At 50.8% G+C, this 20,689-nt stretch carries 20 protein-coding genes, 1 pseudogene and 1 other annotated feature (1 of these 22 only partly in view); of the genes and pseudogenes, 15 read left to right on the top strand and 6 right to left on the bottom strand.

Features of this window, described 5'->3' with window-relative positions:
- Positions 1 to 12: a sequence feature (Trp leader region), on the bottom strand (it extends 86 nt beyond the left edge of the window).
- 154 nt (positions 13 to 166) lie between these two features.
- From rnm to rluB, 3 genes are all read left to right on the top strand, one after another.
- A complete protein-coding gene (gene rnm / locus EPIR_RS09560; RefSeq protein ID WP_048697273.1) occupies positions 167 to 1,078 on the top strand; it encodes an RNase RNM in 912 nt (303 codons plus the stop codon).
- On the top strand, positions 1,078 to 1,698 hold the full coding sequence (locus EPIR_RS09555) for an L-threonylcarbamoyladenylate synthase (RefSeq protein WP_023655172.1): 621 nt from the start codon (positions 1,078 to 1,080) through the stop codon (positions 1,696 to 1,698). The genes rnm and EPIR_RS09555 overlap by 1 nt, the downstream gene beginning before the upstream one ends.
- Positions 1,699 to 2,482: 784 nt before the next feature.
- Complete coding sequence (gene rluB, locus EPIR_RS09550; RefSeq protein ID WP_023655171.1) at positions 2,483 to 3,370, top strand: 23S rRNA pseudouridine(2605) synthase RluB; 888 nt, start codon at positions 2,483 to 2,485, stop codon at positions 3,368 to 3,370.
- A 99-nt stretch (positions 3,371 to 3,469) separates the two neighbouring features.
- Here the strand turns inward: rluB and EPIR_RS09545 are convergent, their stop codons facing one another.
- Positions 3,470 to 4,237: a YciK family oxidoreductase gene (locus EPIR_RS09545; protein WP_023655170.1), complete on the bottom strand. Its 768-nt coding sequence runs from the start codon at positions 4,235 to 4,237 to the stop codon at positions 3,470 to 3,472.
- A 222-nt stretch (positions 4,238 to 4,459) separates the two neighbouring features.
- On the opposite strand from EPIR_RS09545, the gene sohB reads away from it, so the two are divergent.
- From sohB to acnA, 6 genes are all read left to right on the top strand, one after another.
- Positions 4,460 to 5,509, top strand: coding sequence for a protease SohB (gene sohB, locus EPIR_RS09540; protein WP_023655169.1), 1,050 nt, complete (start codon positions 4,460 to 4,462; stop codon positions 5,507 to 5,509).
- A 525-nt stretch (positions 5,510 to 6,034) separates the two neighbouring features.
- Positions 6,035 to 8,632, top strand: a complete 2,598-nt coding sequence (gene topA / locus EPIR_RS09535; RefSeq protein WP_048697270.1) for a type I DNA topoisomerase — start codon at positions 6,035 to 6,037, stop codon at positions 8,630 to 8,632.
- A gap of 209 nt (positions 8,633 to 8,841) precedes the next feature.
- Positions 8,842 to 9,816: an HTH-type transcriptional regulator CysB gene (gene cysB / locus EPIR_RS09530; protein ID WP_023655167.1), complete on the top strand. Its 975-nt coding sequence runs from the start codon at positions 8,842 to 8,844 to the stop codon at positions 9,814 to 9,816.
- A gap of 364 nt (positions 9,817 to 10,180) precedes the next feature.
- Positions 10,181 to 10,339, top strand: coding sequence for a YmiA family putative membrane protein (locus EPIR_RS18240; protein WP_072066026.1), 159 nt, complete (start codon positions 10,181 to 10,183; stop codon positions 10,337 to 10,339).
- 2 nt (positions 10,340 to 10,341) lie between these two features.
- Entirely contained in the window at positions 10,342 to 10,518 is a 177-nt protein-coding gene (locus EPIR_RS09525; RefSeq protein WP_023655166.1) for a hypothetical protein, read from the top strand.
- Positions 10,519 to 10,977: 459 nt separating this feature from the next.
- Positions 10,978 to 13,659 carry an aconitate hydratase AcnA gene (gene acnA / locus EPIR_RS09520; protein WP_023655165.1) on the top strand — a complete coding sequence of 894 codons (2,682 nt, stop codon included), beginning with the start codon at positions 10,978 to 10,980 and terminating at the stop codon, positions 13,657 to 13,659.
- Between the two features lie 81 nt (positions 13,660 to 13,740).
- Here acnA and ribA read toward each other — a convergent pair whose 3' ends face one another.
- Complete coding sequence (gene ribA / locus EPIR_RS09515) at positions 13,741 to 14,331, bottom strand: GTP cyclohydrolase II (protein WP_023655164.1); 591 nt, start codon at positions 14,329 to 14,331, stop codon at positions 13,741 to 13,743.
- A 213-nt stretch (positions 14,332 to 14,544) separates the two neighbouring features.
- Between ribA and pgpB the strand changes: the two genes are divergently transcribed.
- From pgpB to yciH, 5 genes are all read left to right on the top strand, one after another.
- The gene (gene pgpB, locus EPIR_RS09510) at positions 14,545 to 15,312 is read left to right on the top strand and encodes a phosphatidylglycerophosphatase B (RefSeq protein WP_023655163.1); all 768 of its coding nucleotides are present in this window, start codon (positions 14,545 to 14,547) and stop codon (positions 15,310 to 15,312) included.
- A gap of 173 nt (positions 15,313 to 15,485) precedes the next feature.
- Positions 15,486 to 15,794, top strand: coding sequence for a LapA family protein (locus EPIR_RS09505; protein WP_023655162.1), 309 nt, complete (start codon positions 15,486 to 15,488; stop codon positions 15,792 to 15,794).
- Between the two features lie 6 nt (positions 15,795 to 15,800).
- Positions 15,801 to 16,970: a lipopolysaccharide assembly protein LapB gene (gene lapB, locus EPIR_RS09500; RefSeq protein WP_023655161.1), complete on the top strand. Its 1,170-nt coding sequence runs from the start codon at positions 15,801 to 15,803 to the stop codon at positions 16,968 to 16,970.
- 235 nt (positions 16,971 to 17,205) lie between these two features.
- Positions 17,206 to 17,922, top strand: coding sequence for an orotidine-5'-phosphate decarboxylase (gene pyrF, locus EPIR_RS09495; RefSeq protein WP_023655160.1), 717 nt, complete (start codon positions 17,206 to 17,208; stop codon positions 17,920 to 17,922).
- A complete protein-coding gene (yciH, locus tag EPIR_RS09490) occupies positions 17,922 to 18,248 on the top strand; it encodes a stress response translation initiation inhibitor YciH (RefSeq protein ID WP_023655159.1) in 327 nt (108 codons plus the stop codon). The genes pyrF and yciH overlap by 1 nt, the downstream gene beginning before the upstream one ends.
- A gap of 134 nt (positions 18,249 to 18,382) precedes the next feature.
- Here the strand turns inward: yciH and EPIR_RS18895 are convergent, their stop codons facing one another.
- From EPIR_RS18895 to EPIR_RS18230, 4 genes and pseudogenes are all read right to left on the bottom strand, one after another.
- A complete protein-coding gene (locus tag EPIR_RS18895; RefSeq protein ID WP_048697267.1) occupies positions 18,383 to 18,643 on the bottom strand; it encodes a hypothetical protein in 261 nt (86 codons plus the stop codon).
- Positions 18,576 to 18,791 (bottom strand): osmotically-inducible lipoprotein OsmB, encoded by a 216-nt coding sequence (gene osmB, locus EPIR_RS18235; RefSeq protein WP_023655158.1) that lies wholly within the window; start codon positions 18,789 to 18,791, stop codon positions 18,576 to 18,578. Before osmB ends, EPIR_RS18895 begins: the two co-directional genes overlap by 68 nt.
- A 303-nt stretch (positions 18,792 to 19,094) precedes the next feature.
- Positions 19,095 to 19,520, bottom strand: coding sequence for a glutaredoxin-dependent arsenate reductase (gene arsC / locus EPIR_RS09480; RefSeq protein ID WP_023655156.1), 426 nt, complete (start codon positions 19,518 to 19,520; stop codon positions 19,095 to 19,097).
- A gap of 12 nt (positions 19,521 to 19,532) precedes the next feature.
- Positions 19,533 to 19,691: pseudogene (locus tag EPIR_RS18230) on the bottom strand (ArsB/NhaD family transporter); the annotation flags it as partial.
- A gap of 269 nt (positions 19,692 to 19,960) precedes the next feature.
- Between EPIR_RS18230 and EPIR_RS09475 the strand changes: the two are divergent.
- Positions 19,961 to 20,659: an L-ribulose-5-phosphate 4-epimerase gene (locus tag EPIR_RS09475; protein ID WP_023655154.1), complete on the top strand. Its 699-nt coding sequence runs from the start codon at positions 19,961 to 19,963 to the stop codon at positions 20,657 to 20,659.
- Positions 20,660 to 20,689: the final 30 nt, after the last annotated feature.

Below are 20,689 nucleotides of genomic sequence, written 5' to 3'. Positions count from 1 at the left end.
CCACCAGCCAGTGATTGAAGTGAATAAGTTTGCCATAAGACAGATACCCTGTTTGTGAACTTTCGTACTAGTTAACTAGTTCGCAGTAAAAAAGTCAATACTCTTTTTTACTTAGCGGGATTCACGCTATCATAATGCACTACGTTTCTGTATGCCCGGAGTTGTTTTGACAGCTGTTACTACCCCAGTCAGTGCTTTTCCTATCTACGATCTCCATAGCCACACGCGTGCCTCCGATGGATTACTGACGCCGGAGCAGCTGGTATTGCGCGCGGTTGAGCATCGGGTGGGTGTGCTGGCCATTACTGACCATGATACGACAGATGGCATCATCCCGGCACGGGAAGCCATTGCGCACCATCAGCTGCCGCTGCAATTGATAAGCGGGGTGGAGATATCCACCCTGTGGGAAAACCATGAAATTCATATCGTTGGGCTGGGCATTGATATTGCTCACCCGGTGATGATGGCTTTCCTGGCCGGGCAGGGCGAACGGCGGCTGGCACGGGCAAAGCTTATCGCCGAACGGTTAGAGAAAGCGCATATTCCCGGCGCACTGGCCGGGGCGCTGGCGCTGGCAGAAGGAGGGGCCGTGACGCGCGGGCATTTTGCCCGTTTCCTTATTGCCGCAGGTAAAGCCGACAACATGCAGCAGGTATTCAAAAATTATCTCGCTCGCGGCAAAACCGGCTACGCCCCGCCACAGTGGTGTACAATTGAGCAAGCCATTGATGCCATTCATCAATCCGGTGGTCGGGCGGTGGTGGCTCATCCGGGGCGTTACGGCCTTTCTGCCAAATGGTTGAAACGCCTGTTGGCGCATTTCAGCGAGCAGGGTGGAGAGGCGATGGAAGTTGCCCAGTGTCAGCAGGCACCCAACGAGCGTCAGCAGCTGGCACGTTATGCCCAGGATTATCAGCTGGCAGCCTCGCAGGGATCTGACTTCCATCAGGCATGCCCGTGGATTGAACTGGGCAAAAAATTATGGCTTCCCGGCGGCGTAGAGGCCGTCTGGCAGCGGTTCCCTGATATTACAGGATCGGCTTATAGCCAGGAATCTCAGATAAGAGGTGAGTAATGAGTCAGTTTTTTTATATCCATCCCGATAACCCCCAGCCGCGTCTGATTAAGCAGGCGGTGGAAATGTTGAATAAGGGCAGTGTGATCGTCTATCCGACAGATTCGGGTTATGCCCTGGGCTGTAAGTTGGAAGATAAAAACGCCATGGAGCGTATTTGCCGCATTCGTCAACTTGATGGTAACCACAACTTTACCCTGATGTGTCGCGATCTCTCCGAGCTGTCTACCTACGCTTACGTCGACAACACCGCGTTTCGTCTGATTAAAAACAATACGCCGGGTAATTACACCTTTATTCTCAAAGCAACGAAAGAAGTGCCGCGCCGCCTGATGAGCGAAAAACGCAAAACGATTGGCCTGCGTGTCCCTTCTAATCCGATCGCCCTGGCTCTGCTGGAAGCGCTGAACGAGCCGATGATGTCAACGTCGCTGATGTTGCCGGGCAACGACTTTACTGAATCTGACCCGGAAGCGATTCAGGATGAGATTGGCAAGCTGGTGGACTTGATTATTCACGGCGGTTATCTCGGGCAGCAGCCAACCACGGTGATCGATTTAACGGAAGATGCCCCGGAAGTGGTGCGTGAAGGCGTGGGCGATATTCAGCCATTTCGTTGATGACAAAAAAAGTTCGCCTTGGGAAACGTCATAGATAAATCCAGTAAGCCTGATTTTGTACAACAGATGCAAGTAGGACCGCCCAACCTAAAGAGGTGGACGTTTATTAAAGAAAAGGGAGCCTTTTGGCTCCATTTCTACGTTTTGTTGGACTGATAGCTATGGCGTATCTTTGAGATGATTGTCATCATTATGAATGACACGATCAGCATAAAGATACCAACCACCCAAAGGAATGACGGGTCAGCCTCACCGTCTGCAAATCCACGTCAGGTCTTGTTTAAGAAGTCATTACTGATTTGGGAAAGGTAATCTACCCACCCGCCTAATGGCAACATAACAATGAAAAATGAAGCCACTAAGCACAACAAGCCAACCAGAATATCAGTTCTTAACATTACATGACGCATAATCAGCCCTTCCTGTTACATCTACACGCCCGTATGCCATTAAACCTTTGCCTTCAGGAACCCTAACATGAGTTTCGTTCTGTACAAGAGAGCCAAAAGGACGGTTCTGACTTATAACCAAATCAGCTTGTTCAGTACCGTTGGTCCCTGAAGATTGACCTATAAAACGAGCAGAAGCATTGGTATTGAAATTGGTGTACCATTGTCGCCCACGTAAATAGGCGTGTCTGATTTTGTACAGGTGTTGTAACGTGATTTATGACACCCTTAGAGTAAAAATTCACATACATAACAAATAGTTATTGTGATTCATCTTTAACTTATTGTTTGCAAGTATATATTGACGCCTGGGAAGGCGACACAGAGGTAGCTCCATGAGCGAAAAGTTACAAAAAGTATTAGCACGCGCCGGACACGGTTCCCGTCGTGAAATCGAAACCATGATCTCCGCCGGACGCGTCAGCGTCGACGGCAAGCTGGCCACGCTGGGCGACCGCGTTGAGCCAAGCGCATCCTTGAAAATCCGTGTTGACGGCCACGTTGTGCCGGTCAGTGAGTCCATCAGCGAAGTGTGCCGCATACTGGCTTATTACAAGCCGGAAGGTGAGCTTTGCACCCGTAATGACCCGGAAGGTCGCCCGACGGTGTTTGACCGCCTGCCTAAACTGCGCGGCGCACGCTGGATTGCAGTAGGGCGCCTGGATGTGAATACCTGTGGTCTGTTGCTGTTCACCACAGACGGTGAGTTAGCGAACCGCCTGATGCATCCCAGCCGTGAAGTTGAGCGTGAATACGCCGTACGCGTATTTGGCGCGGTAGATGATGAAAAAATTAAACAGCTGAGTCGTGGCGTACAGCTGGAAGATGGCCCGGCGGCGTTTAAAACGCTGAAGTTTACCGGGGGTGAAGGCATTAACCAGTGGTACAACGTCACCCTGACAGAAGGACGTAACCGTGAGGTTCGTCGTCTGTGGGAAGCGGTTGGCGTGCAGGTCAGCCGCCTGATCCGTGTTCGCTACGGCGATATTGATTTGCCGAAAGGCTTACCGCGCGGTGGATGGACCGAGCTGGATCTGGCACCGACTAACTATCTGCGCGAACTGGTTGGCCTTGCACCTGAGACCGTGAGTAAAGTTCCGGTGGAAAAAGATCGCCGACGCACCAAAGCGAATCAAATCCGCCGTGCGGTGAAACGCCATACCACCACCAAGGTGAGTAAGCCAGGCAGCGGTCGCCGCCCGTCGAAGCGTCAGCAGGGTTAACTACCAGCACACATCCCAGGGGCCTTCCGGCCCCTTGTTTTTTTTAGCCCGTTTTTTGCGCGGAACAGGCTTATTCCCATCGCAACAAAAAGTCAGCGTTTATTCTGCTGCTCCAGGTTTACGCCCGGGCTGAGCATCAAAGCTGATCCCGCTCTTATTTTTGCTGTCGTCGCCCATTAGCCAAAGATAGAGTGGCATGATGTCAGCAGGAGTTTTCAGTTTAATGGCATCTTCCTCAGGGAAGGCACTGGCGCGCATCTTGGTGCGCGTACCGCCGGGGTTGATACAGTTAACGCGCAGCTGAAGCGGATCATACTCCTGCGCCAGAACCTGCATCATGCCCTCGGTAGCGAATTTGGACACGGAATAAGCGCCCCAGCCGGCACGCCCATGACGGCCCACGCTGGATGAAGTAAAGACCAGAGAGGCGGCTTGCGATTTCAGCAGCAGCGGCAGCAGAGCCTGGGTCAAAAAGAATGTCGCATCAATATTAACACGCATCACCTGCTGCCAGATGGCGGGGTCTTGTTGCTCCATAGGAACGACTTCACCCAACAATCCGGCATTGTGCAGCACCCCGTCCAGGCGAGGGATTTTCTCTGCCAGGGTAGACGCCAGCTGCTGACAGTCTTCCGCCGTCGCCTTTTCCAAATCAAGTGAAAACCAGATCGCAGGTTGTTTCGATGGGCTGCAGGCAGCCACCTCTTTACTGACCCGCAGCAGTTTTTCTTCATTGCGCGCCAAAAGTACCACCTGTGCGCCATAGCGGGCATAGGTCAGAGCCGCTTCGCGCCCGATACCATCGCTGGCTCCTGTTACCAGTATGATGCGGTTATTAAGCAGATCGTTTTTAGGTTGATAATGCACGAAAAATTCCTTAGCAACGGGCCTGTACGTGGCTGTCTGATTGCTTTATTTGCGGTAACCCCTTGCAGGGATTGGAGAAAGTGAGTTATGCCTGAAATTAGCGATTCGTTCAATGATTTTGAATACCCGTTCATCTTTGGTTAACGGGTTGCAGGAGACGCCAGGCTATGACTCAGCTACACTAAGCCTATCTCTAACATAATGTAATTTAAGGCGGATTGAGTGGAACTACTCTCTTATTACGGACTTTTCCTCGCGAAAGTCGTCACCGTGGTGGTGGCGATTGCGGCTATCGCGTTGATCATGACTAACCTTGCGCAACGTAAGCGCGGCGGCGCCGGGCAGCTCAATCTTACCCGATTGGATGAGAATTATAAGGTAATGCAGGACAGGATGCGCCTGGCAAAAATGAAACCCATACAGCAGAAGTCGTGGAACAAAGAGCAGAAAAAAAAGGACAAGCAGGAGGCAAAAGTTGCCAAGCAGCAGGCGAAGTCCGGGGTGGTGTTGACAGATGAAAAATCCACACTGTATGTGATTGATTTCAAAGGTAGCATGGACGCCGGTGAAGTCTCTTCATTACGTGAGGAAGTGTCTGCGGTAATGGCGGCGGCAGAAAAAGGTGATGAAGTTCTGCTGCGTCTCGAAAGCCCCGGTGGCGTGGTGCATGGTTATGGCCTGGCGGCATCGCAATTGCAGCGTCTGCGTGATAGAGGCATCCCGCTCACGGTGGCCGTAGACAAAGTCGCTGCCAGCGGGGGGTATATGATGGCCTGCGTGGCCGATCGTATCGTTGCCGCGCCATTCTCAATCATTGGTTCCATCGGGGTTGTGGCGCAGATCCCCAACTTCAACCGCCTGCTGAAACGTAATGAAATCGACGTTGAACTGCATACGGCCGGAGAATACAAGCGCACCTTGACGCTGTTTGGTGAGAACACCGAAGAGGGGCGTGAGAAATTCCGCGAAAACCTGAATGAAACACATCTGTTGTTCAAGCAGTTTGTTCATCAAATGCGCCCAACATTGGATATTGACAGCGTCGCCACGGGTGAACACTGGTACGGCACTCAGGCGCTGGAGAAAGGCCTGGTGGATGCCATCAGTACCAGTGACGATCTGATTATCGATAAGATTGCAAAGCACCAGGTTATAGGGGTCCGTTACGCCCGTCGTAAAGGTATGATAGATCGCTTTACCCAGAGCGCAACTTCCAGCCTGGAGCGCCTGCTGCTGCGTATCTGGCAGCGTGGCGATAAACCGCTGCTATAGGGCGTATGAGGCCCGTTGCGGCGGGCCTCATAATTAGCAATGGATAAATGAAAGGCTTGTCGGCTACAGCCCCCCCGGCTTGTGTAAAGCAGAAACCACTAAGAGAGTGACAGCGCTCCGCCTTTCTCATTTATCACTTCTACGCGGTGAAATAGCCTTTCCTCCAGGATAAAAGTGAAAACTTAGCGCTCTGTGGCAAATTGTGTCTCTTTCAGACTTCCTTTTCTGGCGTAAATTGCGCCTTAATGCTAATTAAGTTGCGTAACAGATTTTATCAGGTAGAGTGTGGGCGTTTCGGGTTCCGGGCGTAAAACAGACTTTACGCTTTGTTAGATATTCGCTTAACAGGTGGTAAAAAATGCCGTTAATCAATATGTTGTATCGAAACTTTGCGCACTGACTTTGATGAAAGGTTGAGCGGGTTGAATTCGTTTCCCCCAGTAACCTTATGCCTTTAGTGCGCGGCGAGACTTCAGAAAGACGGTAAAAATTACTCTCGGATGTTTTAAACAGGTAAAGGTAACTATGGGAAAAGCTCTCGTAATAGTTGAGTCCCCGGCAAAAGCCAAAACGATCAATAAATATCTCGGTAATGACTACGTGGTGAAGTCCAGCGTTGGTCATATCCGTGATTTGCCGACAAGCGGGTCAACAGTTAAAAAGAGCGCTGACTCTACAACCAGTAAAACCACTAAAAAGGTCAAAAAGGACGCCAAAACGGCGCTAGTCAGCCGCATGGGCGTTGACCCTTTTCACGACTGGGAAGCAAATTACCAGATCCTCCCCGGCAAAGAAAAAGTTGTCGCTGAGCTTAAAGCGTTGGCGGAAAAAGCCGACCATATCTATCTCGCTACCGACCTTGACCGCGAAGGGGAAGCCATTGCATGGCACCTGCGGGAAGTGATCGGCGGTGATGAATCGCGCTACAGTCGCGTGGTGTTTAACGAAATCACCAAAAATGCCATTCACCAGGCGTTTGACAAGCCTGGTGAACTGAATATCGACCGTGTTAATGCGCAGCAGGCACGGCGCTTTATGGACCGTGTCGTTGGTTATATGGTCTCTCCACTCCTGTGGAAAAAAGTGGCGCGTGGACTCTCCGCCGGGCGAGTACAGTCGGTAGCGGTGCGTCTGGTTGTTGAGCGCGAACGCGAAATTAAGGCTTTCGTGCCCGAAGAGTATTGGGAACTGAATGCCGATTTGACCACACCTAAAGGTGTCGATCTGCCGATGCAGGTGACGCACCAGCACGATAAACCTTTCCGCCCGGTCAATCGTGAGCAAACCTATGCGGCTGTCAGCCTGCTGGAAAAAGCGCGCTTTACGGTGGTCGATCGCGAAGATAAACCGACCAGCAGCAAGCCCGGCGCGCCTTTTATCACCTCCACATTGCAACAGGCTGCCAGTACCCGCCTCGGTTTCGGGGTCAAAAAAACCATGATGATGGCCCAGCGTCTGTATGAAGCTGGTCATATTACCTATATGCGTACTGATTCCACCAACCTGAGTCAGGATGCGGTAAGCATGGTGCGCGGTTACGTTGAAGATGAATTTGGTGCGAAATATCTGCCGAAAACCGCCATTATTTACAGTAATAAAGAAAACTCACAGGAAGCGCACGAAGCCATCCGTCCTTCAGATGTGAAAATTCAGTCTGAGCTGCTGAAAGATATGGAAGCGGACGCACAGAAGCTTTACCAGCTTATTTGGCGTCAGTTCGTCGCCTGCCAGATGATGCCTGCACAGTACGACTCGACTACCCTGACAGTCGAGGCCGCTGATTTCAAACTCAAGGCGAAAGGGCGTACGCTGCGCTTTGACGGCTGGACGCGCGTCATGCCCGCGTTGCGTAAGGGTGACGATGAGCGTACTTTGCCGGCGGTAGACGTGGGTAGCGAGCTGAGTCTGCAACAGCTGTTGCCAAGCCAGCACTTTACCAAGCCGCCTGCTCGATTCAGTGAAGCCTCACTGGTGCGAGAGCTGGAAAAACGCGGTATTGGTCGTCCATCCACCTATGCTTCTATTATTTCGACCATCCAGGATCGTGGCTACGTGAAGGTCGAAAGCCGTCGTTTCTATGCGGAAAAAATGGGTGAGATCGTGACCGATCGCCTGGAAGAGAACTTCCGTGAGTTGATGAATTATGACTTCACCGCGCATATGGAAGACAATCTCGATAAGGTGGCGAATAACGAAGCGCAGTGGAAAGCGGTGCTTGATAAGTTCTTTGGGGAGTTCAGCGAGCAGCTGGAGCAGGCTGAGAAGGATCCGGAAGAGGGCGGCATGCAGCCGAACCAGATGGTGCTCACCTCTATCGAATGCCCGACCTGTAGCCGTCAGATGGGCATTCGTACCGCCAGCACCGGGGTATTCCTCGGCTGTTCCGGTTATGCCTTGCCGCCTAAAGAGCGCTGTAAGCAGACCATCAACCTGATCCCCGAGAATGAAGTGCTTAACATTCTTGAAGGTGATGATGCGGAAACTAACGCCCTGCGTGCGCGTCGTCGCTGTCAGAAATGTGGCACCGCAATGGACAGCTACCTGATCGATAATCAGCGCAAACTGCATGTCTGTGGTAATAACCCTGAGTGCGATGGTTATGAGATTGAGCAGGGCGAGTTCCGTATCAAAGGCTATGACGGACCGGTAGTAGAATGCGAGAAGTGTGGTTCAGAAATGCATCTCAAGATGGGGCGTTTTGGCAAATATATGGCCTGCACCAATGAAGACTGCAAAAACACGCGAAAAATTCTGCGTAACGGGGACGTAGCGCCGCCAAAAGAAGATCCGGTGCCGTTACCAGAGCTGCCCTGCGAAAAATCAGATGCATACTTCGTACTGCGTGACGGTGCGGCTGGCGTGTTCCTCGCGGCCAATACGTTCCCTAAGTCGCGTGAGACACGCGCGCCACAGGTAGAAGAGTTGCAGCGTTTCCGCGATCGCCTGGCAGAAAAGTTGCGCTATCTGGCGGATGCGCCTGCTGAAGATGCTGATGGCAATAAGGCAGTCGTGCGTTTTAGTCGTAAAACCAAACAGCAGTACGTGAGTACAGAGAAAGACGGCAAAGCCACCGGCTGGTCCGCCTTCTTTGTTGACGGTAAATGGGAAGTGGCGAAGAAATAATTTCGCCGGTTTTCGTCGGGGGCAGCCTGTCAAAGTGCTGTCCCCACTTATCATCCCCTTCAACTCTCCCCGAGTGATGCTATACATATCCGCTACATTTGATATAGTTGTTATAGATATGTCTTTTCTTATTATTTAATTGCATTAAGCCGGTACTGACTCCCCCTCCGGTTACTCTTCGCCTTGCCCCACCCTGGATGGAATACTAAATGAAATTGCAGCAGCTGCGTTACATCGTTGAAGTGGTGAATCATAATCTCAATGTCTCTTCGACAGCCGAAGGCCTTTATACTTCTCAACCCGGCATCAGTAAGCAGGTGCGCATGCTGGAAGATGAGTTGGGTATTCAGATTTTTGCCCGAAGCGGTAAGCATCTGACTCAGGTCACTCCAGCAGGGCAGGAGATCATCCGCATTGCACGTGAAGTGCTGTCGAAAGTTGACGCGATTAAATCAGTCGCAGGTGAGCATACCTGGCCTGACAAAGGTTCGCTTTATGTCGCAACGACTCATACCCAGGCACGTTATGCTTTGCCAAATGTCATTAAAGGCTTTATTGAACGCTATCCACGCGTTTCTTTGCACATGCATCAGGGGTCGCCGACACAGATAGCAGAGGCCGTTTCGAAAGGAAACGCTGACTTTGCCATCGCTACCGAAGCGCTGCATTTGTATGATGATTTGATTATGCTCCCTTGCTATCACTGGAACCGGGCCATCGTGGTGACTCCCGATCATCCATTAGCAGGTAAAAGCAGAGTGTCGATTGAAGAACTTGCAGAATATCCGCTAGTGACTTATACCTTCGGGTTCACCGGCCGTTCCGAACTTGATACGGCATTTAACCGGGCCGGCCTGACGCCGCATATTGTTTTTACTGCCACTGATGCAGATGTCATCAAGACCTACGTCAGGCTGGGACTGGGGGTTGGCGTCATTGCAAGTATGGCGGTTGATCCTCTCTCCGATCCTGATTTAGTCAGGATTGAAGCCACTGACGTGTTCACCTACAGCACCACTAAAATTGGTTTTCGCCGCAGCACCTTCCTGCGCAGCTATATGTATGATTTTATCCAACGTTTCGCGCCTCACCTGACGCGCGATGTTGTCGATACCGCCGTCGCTTTACGTTCAAATGAAGATATTGAAGCGATGTTTAAAGATATCAAGCTACCTGTTAAATAGTAATCCTTATAAAAACTAATGTTTTTTAATGGGCCTGCCTAAGGCCCTTTTTTTTCCACTGAACTTACCTGTTAATCTAACAGGTAATATCCCCGAATAAATTGCCGTAAATGAATCCTGGATCACACCATGCTTCATTTTTATTTCTTAGATTAACAATACACGCCTTTTTAAGCATGGTTGCAGTCCAAATGAGAACCACTTTCATTCACATAAGGTTCGCTTTGAATTGATTCTTATTTAGCTTAAATAAAAAAATTAGCTGGCATTTTAAAATTAAATATCTCTGGATTTTGCAGCACTAAATGTTTAGGATTAATCCTGAAATTCTCATGCATTCTTTAACGAGGTGGTTGTCAATATTATGGCTACAAGAGTCTCTGACCAACCCGGATTCGGGGGAAAGGTTATCACTGCTAAACGTTCAGGTGATGTGAAACGTCGAACCTGGATAACCGTGTTTGCTGCCAGCGCGCTGTTTTGGGCCGTGGTAGTGCTATCTGTTTGGTGTATCTGGGGGTAACTATGTATGTCGCCGCTTTGACTAAACGCTCGGCACGTGAAGTCAGCATGTCACATGTTGGCTTCTGTAAAACTGTTGAAGAGGGTCACATCGATTCTCTGGTGAAAATCCCTTCTTCATGGGATATCAGTAAATTGCAGCGTGGTTTCATTGAGTCAATGTTTGAAGATAAAAAATAAAATAACTCAGTACGTGACCATTTTTTTAGTAACCAGGTAAATAGAATTTACAAATTGTTAAAATATATCCCTTGTTTGGGTTAAGTCACCATTCTGGCAATGATTAAGCTGTATGACATATCTGATTTTTTTCAGATGCACCAGGCGCGAAGAAAGTAAATTTTTACTTAACACAAATAAACAGGACGGTTGCCTGAAGGCTTCAGTTCTGTCAGCGATCTGTGTAGATGCATTGGAAGAAAAGTTCAAAAACACAGTTATAATGATTGCTCAAGTGACTTAATATTAACGCCTCGCTAATTCCAATAGCGAGGCGTTTTTGTTTTTTTTATCTCTTTTTGTTTCAGCCGTTATCTAATAGTAATGCCCGCAAAATGCGACCTCCAGCTTGTGCTATGTTTATAACTAACCCTGTATTTTCTATGGTTATGTCAGATATATAACAAGAAAGGAGGAGCCATGCCGTTAACCCTACGCCAACTCAGTCAGGACATACTCAACGTCAAACAACAGCAATATCACTATTTTAGTCTTACCAAAGTTGCCGCTGAGCTGGGTGACACAACGCGTTTGCCTAAATCAATGAAAGTGCTTCTGGAGAATCTACTGCGCTGGCAGGACGAAGATTCCGTCACCGCAGAAGATATTCGCGCTCTGGCGGCATGGTTGAAACATGGCCATGCCGATCGTGAGATTGCCTACCGCCCAGCGCGGGTGCTGATGCAAGACTTTACCGGCGTTCCAGCGGTAGTCGATCTGGCCGCCATGCGTGAAGCCGTGCAGCGTCTGGGGGGGGATGTAGCAAAAGTGAACCCCTTATCGCCCGTTGACCTGGTGATTGACCACTCGGTGACGGTTGATCATTTTGGTAACGATGAGGCATTTGAAGAAAACGTGCGCCTCGAAATGGAACGTAACCACGAACGTTACGTTTTTCTGCGCTGGGGGCAAAAAGCCTTCAACCGTTTCAGCGTTGTTCCACCGGGCACCGGGATCTGCCATCAGGTCAATCTGGAATACCTCGGCCAGGCAGTCTGGCATGAAACCCGTGATGATAAAGAGATTGCCTACCCTGATACGCTGGTCGGCACGGATTCGCACACCACGATGATCAATGCGCTCGGCGTGCTGGGCTGGGGCGTGGGGGGAATCGAAGCGGAAGCGGCCATGTTGGGGCAGCCGGTATCCATGCTTATCCCGGACGTGGTGGGTTTCAAATTGAGTGGTAAACTGCAGGCCGGGATAACCGCCACTGACCTTGTACTTACGGTGACCCAGATGTTGCGTCAGCACGGCGTAGTGGGCAAATTTGTTGAGTTCTATGGTGATGGCCTGGATGACTTGCCGCTGGCCGATCGTGCGACCATCGCCAATATGGCGCCTGAATACGGTGCAACCTGCGGATTCTTCCCTGTCGATGATATTACGCTAGGTTATATGGAGCTCACCGGGCGAAGTCATGAGCAGGTAGCGCTGGTCGAAGCCTATGCCAAAGCACAGGGCTTATGGCGTTGCAGCGGAGATGAACCTGTATTTACCAGTACGCTGGCTCTTGATATGAGCAGGGTAGAGTCGAGCGTTGCCGGGCCGAAGCGTCCACAGGATCGGGTATCATTGAGAGATGTCCCCGCTGCTTTCCTTGCCAGTAACGAACTGGAGATTAATCACGTTCGAAAGCAGCATAAAGCGGTCAGCTACCAGGACAGTCGTACCGGCCAACAGTACCAGCTTGAAGAGGGTGCCGTGGTCATTGCCGCGATTACCTCCTGTACGAATACCTCAAATCCCAGCGTGCTGATGGCCGCCGGGTTGTTGGCGAAAAAAGCCGTTACGCTGGGGTTGAAGCCCAAGCCCTGGGTTAAAGCCTCACTCGCGCCGGGATCTAAGGTTGTTTCCGACTATCTGGCCAGCGCCCGTCTCACGCCCTACCTCGACAAGCTTGGCTTTAATCTGGTGGGCTATGGCTGCACCACCTGTATTGGTAATTCAGGCCCGCTGCCTGACGAAATCGAAAAAGCCATCAGGCAGGGCGATCTGACGGTGGGAGCCGTGCTTTCCGGTAACCGTAATTTCGAGGGACGAATCCATCCATTTGTGAAGACAAACTGGCTGGCCTCGCCTCCGTTGGTGGTGGCTTACGCGCTGGCAGGTAATATGACGCTTAATCTTGACAGTGACCCGCTTGGTGATGATATCAACGGCAACGCTGTGTATCTGAAAGACATTTGGCCAACCCCGGCAGAAATTGCCGAGGCGGTGCAGCTGGTCTCCACCGCCATGTTCCACAAAGAGTATGCTGAAGTATTTGAAGGCACGCCGGAGTGGCGGCAGATTGAGGTCAGTGAGGCGGCAACCTACGACTGGGATAGTCGCTCGACGTATATCCGCCTTTCACCCTTTTTTGATGGCATGGACAAAGAGCCGAAGCCTGTGCAGGACATCCGCAGTGCGCGCATTCTGGCCATACTCGGAGACTCTGTCACAACCGACCATATTTCGCCAGCCGGTAGCATCAAAGCGGACAGTCCTGCCGGGCGCTATCTGCTGGAGCGTGGCGTTGAGCGGGCTGATTTCAACTCTTATGGTTCAAGGCGCGGCAACCATGAAGTGATGATGCGCGGAACCTTCGCCAATATCAGGATCCGCAATGAGATGGTTCCCGGCGTAGAGGGAGGCATCACGCGTTATATCCCAGGTAACGAACAAATGGCGATTTACGATGCGGCGATGCGCTATCAGCAGGCCGGTATACCTCTGGTAGTCATTGCAGGTAAAGAGTATGGCTCTGGCTCAAGCCGTGACTGGGCGGCGAAAGGCCCGCGTTTGCAAGGGGTGCGTGCGGTCATCGCTGAATCATTTGAGCGCATTCACCGCTCCAACCTGATCGGTATGGGGATTTTACCCCTGGAGTTCCCGCAGGGCGTAACGCGCAAAACGTTAGGTCTTACCGGAGATGAACAGATAGATGTGAAGGATGTTAACCAGCTAAAACCTGGCGGGACGGTATCCGTAACTGTGACAAGAGAGGATGGCACACAAGAGTTGCTATCTGCGCGTTGCCGTATTGATACGGGCAACGAGCTGAAGTATTACAAGAATGATGGCATCCTGCATTACGTCATCAGGAATATGCTGCAATAAAATTAGTTTTACTGGCACGCTGCAGGTGGTGGCATTTCCGGAAGCCTGCAGCGTGACATTTTACAAAGGCGGTTAAGCAAGCTATTTAGATAATAGGTGGCCCAGCTTTGCCGCCTTAGTGTCAAGGTAATGTGTGTTACTTGGATTGCGTCCAACAATCAGCGGCACACGTTCCACGATATTTATTCCGGCTTCGGTCAGGATCTCCACTTTGCGTGGATTGTTGGTCAGCAACCGAACTTCTTTCACGCCAAGCAGTTTAAACATATCCGCACAGATGGTGAAGTCGCGTTCATCGGCGGCAAAGCCCAATTGATGATTGGCTTCCACCGTATCATACCCTTTGTCCTGTAGCGCATAGGCTCTAATCTTGTTCAGCAGGCCGATATTACGCCCTTCCTGACGGTGGTAAAGCAGAATACCACGGCCCTCTTTAGCAATCTGCGTTAGCGCCGCTTCCAGCTGAAATCCGCAATCGCAGCGCAGGCTGAATAACGCATCACCTGTAAGACACTCTGAATGAACACGCGCCAGCACAGGCTCACTGCCAGAAATATCGCCATAGACAAGCGCGACATGGTCTTGCCCGGTGGCAATTTCTTCAAAGCCCACCATAAGGAAATCTCCCCTGGGCGTGGGCAGATTGGCTTCAGCCACCCGTTTAAGTTGCATCTCAATCTCCATAAAATTCCGGTGTTGCGCCAGCGAAAAAGAATGTTCTGTCAATGATCCGGCGTAAACGATGCTACTATTTTGCCACAACATTTACAGCGTTGGGTAATACCTTAGAGCGATTGTTGTAATACAGCACAATTATCAACACTACAAAGGTTATGTTATTATTTTTAAAGATATTCTTATAACAAGCCTCGTCAAGGAATAAAAATGACCGGAATCCTTAAACGCACAATCTCTGGCACGCTGTTATTACTGCTGATGCCGCTGGCCGTGATGCTTTCAGGCTGGCGCTGGCAGCCTGTAGAAATGGGTTGGGGCCATAAAGTCATGTTCTGGTTTACCGAAACCGTTACCAGTCCCTGGGGAACACTGACAAGCGTCATTCTTTGTGGGTGGTTTATTTGGTGTATGCGCTTACGCCTGAAACCTACTTTGATTTTGCTGGTGATCATCACTTTGACGCTGCTTATCGGACAATATACTAAAAGTATGGTTAAGGATTATGTGCAGGAACCCCGCCCATATGTGATGTGGCTGGGCGAGAAGCAAGGTATTGATCAACAGGCTTTTTACGCCGAAAAACGTGCGCAGCGCAGTGAAATAGTACGCGAAGCCGTACGCGATGATAACCAGATCCCAACTTGGCTAAAGCAGCATTGGGCATTTGAAACCGGATACGCTTTCCCTTCGGGACACACTATGTTTGCCGCTACCTGGGCATTACTGGGCATGGCGTTGCTTTGGCCTCGTCGCTGTTATACCAGCGTTGTACTACTCATGAGCTGGGCAATTGTGGTGATGGGGAGCCGTTTGCTGTTAGGTATGCACTGGCCGCGTGATCTGATTGTTTCCACACTAATCAGCGGGCTGTTGGTGACGCTGGCAACGCTGGTGGCGGGGCATTTTTGTGGCCCACTCTCTCTGTCAGGCGGGAAAGATCGGAATCAGATCCGCGCTGCCAGTAAAGATAACTGATTGTAAAACCTTTTTTCGGCCCCATATTTGATGTTTGCCAGGACGCTAAACGGCTACAGTCGCCGCATATCGTGGAATTAGCCTCCAGACTGCAACCGATCGACATCAGGCAAGCATCAACGCGTTTTTTTTGGCATAATTCATCTGGTTAACTCCAGCTTGAGGGATGAACAGTGAAATATTTGCTTATTTTTTTAGTCGTTCTGGTCATTTTTGTTATTTCCGTCACCCTGGGCGCGCATAACGATCGGATAGTGACATTTAATTATCTTTTGGCGCAGGGAGAGTTCAGCATTTCGACATTGCTGGCGTCATTATTTGCCGTTGGTTTTTTGCTGGGTTGGGCTATTTGCGGACTGTTTTGGCTACGAGTACGCGTTTCGCTGGCCCATGCGCAACGTAAAGTGAAACGCTTACAGCATCAACTGGGGCAGACAGACACTGCTGTGACAACGTCACAGAAAGTTGTCACAAAGGAATAATCGTCTATGTTGGAACTGCTGTTTCTGTTACTTCCCGTCGCTGCCGCCTATGGCTGGTACATGGGCCACAGGAGTGCACAACAGAATAAGCAACAGGAAGCGAATCGCCTGTCGCGTGATTACGTGGCGGGCGTGAACTTCCTGCTTTCTAATCAGCAGGACAAAGCCGTCGACCTGTTCCTGGATATGTTGAAAGAGGACAGTGGCACCGTGGAAGCCCATCTGACTCTTGGCAATCTGTTCCGTTCCCGTGGTGAAGTCGACCGGGCAATCCGCATACATCAGGCGCTGATGGAAAGCGCTTCTCTCACCTACGACCAGCGTCTTCTGGCGATCCAGCAACTCGGCCGCGATTATATGGCTGCGGGATTTTACGACCGCGCAGAACAGATGTTTGGTCAACTGGTGGATGAAACTGATTTTCGCGTCAGCGCTTTGCAACAGTTGTTAATCATCCATCAGGCGACCAGTGACTGGCTGAATGCAATAGAGACGGCCGAGCGTCTGGTGAAGCTTGGAAAAGATCGCCTGAAGATGGAAATCGCGCACTTTTACTGTGAGTTGGCTCTACAGGCGATGAGCAGTGACGACCTGGAAAGGGCGATGAGCCTGCTGAAAAAAGGGGAGTCGGCGGACAGAAATAGCGCCCGTGTCTCAATTATGATGGGACGAATTCATATGGCTAAGGCCGAATACGCCAAAGCGGTACAGCATCTACAGCGAGTGATAAACCAGGATAAACAACTGGTCAGTGAAACGCTGGAGATGCTGGAAAGCTGCTATCAGCATTTGGAAGAACAGCCAGCATGGGTTAGCTACCTTGAGCGTTGTGTTGAAGAAGATACCGGTGCTGCGGCCGAGCTTTACCTTGCTGACATCATCGATAGGCAGCAGGGAGCGGAGGCGGCGCAGAATTACATTACGCGTCAGCTTCAGGGGCATCCAACCATGCGTGTTTTCCACCGCCTGATGGATTTCAACCTGCAAGAAGCGGAAGAGGGTCGTGCGAAAGACAGCCTGTTGGTACTGCGCGATATGGTGGGAGAGCAGATCCGCACCAAGCCACGCTATCGTTGTCATAAATGCGGGTTTACCGCCCATGCGCTTTACTGGCACTGTCCATCATGTCGGTCATGGTCTTCTGTGAAACCAATACGTGGGCTCGACGGGCAGTAGCCTGAAGTTTAGATTCAGGTTGAGCGAACCGATTTAGTTACAACATACTAATAATTTATGTACAGACATTTTCCAGCAGCCGCCGTGTTTCGCTTTTCAGGCAAGTAGGGAGTTTCAATCAGATTACATGCAGCCCGCCGAGGGGATTATTCTGTGAATTTTGCACCCGCACGGGTAGAATGCATGCCGTTTATCGTTTGCGCCTTGTGGTGCTTCATCTAAAGAGGGTCTTTTTATGCATTCACCTCAGGTTACCGGTTCGCCAATCGTGGTAGCGCTCGATTATGCCGATCTCAATCGCGCTATGGCCTTTGTCGATCGGATTGAACCCGACAGTTGCCGTCTCAAGGTCGGCAAAGAGATGTTTACCCTGTTTGGCCCACAGCTGATACGCGACCTCCAGCAACGTGGTTTTGAGATATTTCTCGACCTGAAGTTTCACGATATTCCTAATACGACGGCTCATGCGGTTGCAGCGGCTGCCGATCTTGGCGTGTGGATGGTCAACGTCCATGCCAGCGGCGGGGCGCGCATGATGAACGCGGCGCGCGATGCGCTGACGCCTTTTGGCAAAGATGCGCCGCTACTGATAGCCGTAACGGTGCTGACCAGCATGGATGCCAGCGATTTAAAAGGGCTTGGTATTGAGCTGACGCCCGCAGAACAGGCGGAACGCCTGGCGCGTCTGACTCAGCAGTGTGGCCTGGATGGTGTCGTCTGCTCGGCGCACGAAGCCAGCCGTTTCAAACAGGTTCTGGGGCCAGACTTCCGCCTGGTAACACCCGGTATTCGCCCGGTGGGCAGTGATGCAGGCGATCAGCGTCGCATCATGACGCCACAACAGGCGCAGCAAGCAGGCGTGGATTATATGGTGATCGGACGCCCGATTACCCAATCTGCCGATCCGGCTGCGACGTTGCGCGCCATCCTTTGTTCATTACAGGAGGCATAATGGCTGACGAAAACAGTCGCCTGGTCTATTCCACCGATACTGGGCGTATTAATGAACCTGAAGCGGTTATTTCGCGTCCTAAGGGTGACGGGATTGTGCGCATTCAGCGCCAGACTAGCGGTCGTAAAGGGAAAGGCGTCTGCCTGGTCAGCGGCATCGATCTTGATGATGCAGAGCTGAACAAGCTGGCGGCTGAGCTGAAGAAGAAGTGTGGCTGTGGGGGCGCAGTAAAAGAGGGCGTCATTGAGATTCAGGGCGACAAACGCGACTTGCTGAAGACGTTGCTGGAAGCGAAGGGCATGAGGGTTAAACTGGCAGGTGGTTAATATTATTTATTGATTAACGTGAGTAATTAAATATAGTGTATTACACCTGCTGTAATACTAAAATATAAAAGAGATAATTACTTATGAAAAAAATGCTAATGCTCTTGGCCATACTGTCTTTCGCTGGCAGTTATTCAATGACGGCAAGCGCTGTAATCATCTGTTTTGAGGGTGGTACGTGCATTGATGTTGGGGATGTAGGGGTTCACCCTTAAACTCACGAATGGGGCATTGCAAAATGCCCCTTCTTGACAGTATTTAACTTCATATTTTCTAATCTTTTCAAAGTTGCATAAGTATTTTCTCGCATTCATTTCATTTATGTTGCTAATGAATTTGATGGCCGATAATGCCACCAACAGCCGCTCCGCCAATGGTTCCCAGGCCGCTTCCATTTGTCAAAATGGAGCCTCCGATGGCCCCTGCACCGGCTCCAATCGCCGTGTTACGATCCCGCTTGGACCAGTTTGAGCATGCCCCCAGGGAGAGTATTAAGGTTGCTGCTAACATGGCGGCGGTAAGACGTTTTGCGCTAATTAACATAAAGTATTCCTCTGATCAACGGTGAATCTATCTTTCAGTATAGAATACGCACTGTTTAGCAGGCTTTCTGCGCCGCCATCCTTTGGTGATCTCCGTCACTGAAACGTAAAATTCAGCGCTAATCATGCAGTGGGATCTTGTAGGGGGCCGATAGAGAGGGGGCCTACGGCCATTACAGGGTGCGGCAATTTTTTATCGGTAGCCATACCTCTGGAATGCTGAAATACGCGACAACTGCTTTTGATTTTGCGTTAGCACTGTATTTCATCAGTAAAAACGGCGAGTGACCTCTCCCCTCGTCGTTTATCTCATCCTGTTACCTTTTTCATCAACCACCTTCTCACCGTCCTCTTTCGTGAACGGGTTTTTCTGTGCATCGGGAAGGATATCCAGCACCACTTCAGAAGGTCGGCATAGCCGGGTACCCAGCGGCGTCACCACAATGGGACGATTGATCAGAACAGGATGCTGCAACATAAAGTCGATTAACTCCTCGTCAGTAAACCGGTCTTCCGCAAGCCCCAGGTTTTCATAGGGTTCAACATTTTTACGCAACAGCGCACGTACCGAAATACCCATATCCGCAATAAGTTTTACCAGTTCATCGCGCGACGGAGGGATATCAAGGTAATAGATTATGGCTGGCTCAGCGCCGCTGTTGCGGATCATTTCAAGGGTATTACGTGACGTGCCGCAGGCCGGGTTGTGGTAAATCGTAATGTTGCTCATATCAGTACCTCATCACAAACTGAAAGACAGACGAAACGCCAGTGCTACCAGCGTGACAAACAGCACGGGGATTGTCATGACAATGCCCACCCGGAAATAGTATCCCCAGGTGATTTTGATATTTTTTTGCGACAGAACGTGCAGCCATAGCAAGGTTGCCAGACTGCCGATAATAGATGCTTAAAGCATAGCTTACTGAATGAAGATTTTTTTTGACCGGCTTACCTGCAATCGAACCGAATTGCTTTGATGATGCGATTGCCAGCAAACTTCTGGACAGCGCTTAAACCCTGCCGCGTATTCTTATCCTTTAGGGATCGGTATGGGAATGCTCCTACAGCCGTTGTCAGCGGGAAATTGCCGCGATCCAGCCAATCTCTCCATACCCGATCGGCCTTACGCCATCGACAATGACCGGATGTCATAACGGAGAGAACATCATGCTGGAACAACTAAAACAGCAGGTACTGGAAGCGAATCTGGCCTTGCCGCGCCACGGTCTTGTCACCTTTACCTGGGGCAATGTGAGTGCGATAGATAGGCAGCAAGGGTTAATGGTGATTAAACCTTCCGGGATGAGTTATGAGACGATGCAGCGTGACGATATGGTGGTGGTGGCGTTGGGGAGCGGGGAGGTGATAGAAGGCAGTAAGCGGCCGTCTTCCGACACGGCAACCCATCGCGCACTCTATCTTGCCTGGCCTGAGATTGGCGGGGTTGTGCATACCCATTCGCGGCACGCCACTATCTGGGCGCAGGCTGGAAAAGATCTTCCGGCATGGGGCACCACCCATGCCGATGACTTTTACGGCGGCATCCCCTGTACACGCCGAATGCGTGATGATGAGATAGTCGATGGCTACGAATGGCAAACCGGACAGGTCATCATTGAAACACTGCGGCAGCGCGGCATTGATCCGTTATCAGTCCCGGCAATTCTGGTTAACGCTCACGGGCCATTTACCTGGGGACGTAGTGCAGAGGAAGCGGTGCAGAGTGCGGTGGTTTTGGAAGAGGTGGCCTACATGGGGATATTCAGTCAGCATTTGACGCCCGGTCTTCCGGCGATTAATCAGGCGCTGCTGGATAAACATCATCAGCGTAAACACGGAAAGAATGCGTGGTACGGTCAAAATTAACCGCCGTGGCGAACCGGTCGGAAATATTCA

Origin of the sequence: Erwinia piriflorinigrans CFBP 5888 (assembly GCF_001050515.1) — a bacterium.
GTDB lineage: Bacteria > Pseudomonadota > Gammaproteobacteria > Enterobacterales > Enterobacteriaceae > Erwinia > Erwinia piriflorinigrans.
The sequence above is the reverse complement of the archived record's forward strand: the minus strand, read 5'-3'. Positions and strand labels throughout refer to the sequence as shown.

What these genes read in the sequence shown, in the direction of transcription:
- EPIR_RS09555 (WP_023655172.1), top strand. Translation starts at nt 1,078, where the DNA reads ATGAGTCAGTTTTTTTATATCCATCCCGATAACCCCCAGCCGCGTCTG.
- rluB (WP_023655171.1), top strand. Translation starts at nt 2,483, where the DNA reads ATGAGCGAAAAGTTACAAAAAGTATTAGCACGCGCCGGACACGGTTCC.
- topA (WP_048697270.1), top strand. Translation starts at nt 6,035, where the DNA reads ATGGGAAAAGCTCTCGTAATAGTTGAGTCCCCGGCAAAAGCCAAAACG.
- cysB (WP_023655167.1), top strand. Translation starts at nt 8,842, where the DNA reads ATGAAATTGCAGCAGCTGCGTTACATCGTTGAAGTGGTGAATCATAAT.
- EPIR_RS18240 (WP_072066026.1), top strand. Translation starts at nt 10,181, where the DNA reads ATGGCTACAAGAGTCTCTGACCAACCCGGATTCGGGGGAAAGGTTATC.
- EPIR_RS09525 (WP_023655166.1), top strand. Translation starts at nt 10,342, where the DNA reads ATGTATGTCGCCGCTTTGACTAAACGCTCGGCACGTGAAGTCAGCATG.
- acnA (WP_023655165.1), top strand. Translation starts at nt 10,978, where the DNA reads ATGCCGTTAACCCTACGCCAACTCAGTCAGGACATACTCAACGTCAAA.
- ribA (WP_023655164.1), bottom strand. Translation starts at nt 14,331, where the DNA reads ATGCAACTTAAACGGGTGGCTGAAGCCAATCTGCCCACGCCCAGGGGA.
- pgpB (WP_023655163.1), top strand. Translation starts at nt 14,545, where the DNA reads ATGACCGGAATCCTTAAACGCACAATCTCTGGCACGCTGTTATTACTG.
- lapB (WP_023655161.1), top strand. Translation starts at nt 15,801, where the DNA reads ATGTTGGAACTGCTGTTTCTGTTACTTCCCGTCGCTGCCGCCTATGGC.
- pyrF (WP_023655160.1), top strand. Translation starts at nt 17,206, where the DNA reads ATGCATTCACCTCAGGTTACCGGTTCGCCAATCGTGGTAGCGCTCGAT.
- yciH (WP_023655159.1), top strand. Translation starts at nt 17,922, where the DNA reads ATGGCTGACGAAAACAGTCGCCTGGTCTATTCCACCGATACTGGGCGT.
- EPIR_RS18895 (WP_048697267.1), bottom strand. Translation starts at nt 18,643, where the DNA reads ATGGAAGCGGCCTGGGAACCATTGGCGGAGCGGCTGTTGGTGGCATTA.
- osmB (WP_023655158.1), bottom strand. Translation starts at nt 18,791, where the DNA reads ATGTTAATTAGCGCAAAACGTCTTACCGCCGCCATGTTAGCAGCAACC.
- arsC (WP_023655156.1), bottom strand. Translation starts at nt 19,520, where the DNA reads ATGAGCAACATTACGATTTACCACAACCCGGCCTGCGGCACGTCACGT.
- EPIR_RS09475 (WP_023655154.1), top strand. Translation starts at nt 19,961, where the DNA reads ATGCTGGAACAACTAAAACAGCAGGTACTGGAAGCGAATCTGGCCTTG.